Source organism: Mycolicibacterium brisbanense, from assembly GCF_001570425.1.
GTDB lineage: Bacteria > Actinomycetota > Actinomycetes > Mycobacteriales > Mycobacteriaceae > Mycobacterium > Mycobacterium brisbanense.
The window spans coordinates 1-832 of the sequence record NZ_BCSX01000057.1; the positions used below are offsets into that span (position 1 = coordinate 1).

At 63.8% G+C, this 832-nt stretch carries 1 protein-coding gene; it reads left to right on the top strand.

What is annotated here, in order from left to right:
* Positions 1-832: IS30 family transposase (locus RMCB_RS34215; RefSeq protein WP_109784520.1), on the top strand; the 832-nt coding region annotated here is incomplete at both ends.

The window sequence follows — 832 nt, forward strand, 5'->3', positions numbered from 1 at the left end:
AGCTGATCGGCAGAGCCACCTCGACGGTGTCGCGGGAGGTCCGCGCCCACAGCGCCGGTGGGCTCTATCTGCCGTATCAGGCCGATGCGGCCGCCGCGGCGGCCCGCGCTCGCCCGAAGCAGTCCAAACTGGTGTCCAATCAGAGGTTGCGCGAACAGGTGAAAGATGGATTGTTGCAGCGGTTGTCGCCCGAACAGATCTCGCATCGTTTGGTCACCGACTTCCCCGACGACGAGAGCATGCGGGTGAGCCACGAAACGATCTATCAAGCCCTGTATTTCCAGGCCCGGGGTGGACTGAAAAAAGAAGTGGCCCAAGCACTTCGGACAGGACGCACCCGGCGCAAACCGCATCGGGTCCCCGGCGAACGGTATCAGCGCTTCGCCGATCCGATGCTCATGATCTCTGATCGACCCGCCACCATCAACGACCGTGCAGTGCCAGGACACTGGGAAGGCGACTTGATCATGGGCGCGCTCAACAAGTCCGCGATCGCCACCCTGGTCGAACGTGCCACTCGCTACACACTGCTGGTGCACCTGCCCCACGGGCACACCGCCGAGGCCGTCCGCGACGGGTTGATCGCCACCATGATGACCCTGCCGGCGCATCTGCGGGGATCGCTGACCTGGGATCAAGGCGCCGAGATGGCCGGCCATCAGCAGTTCTCCATCGCCACCGACATGCAGGTCTACTTCTGCGACCCGGCCAGCCCCTGGCAGCGCGGCACCAACGAAAACACCAACGGCCTGCTGCGCCAATACTTCCCCAAAGGCACCGACCTGAGCATCTACGGACCCGAAGACCTCGAACACGTCGCCCAGCAACTCAA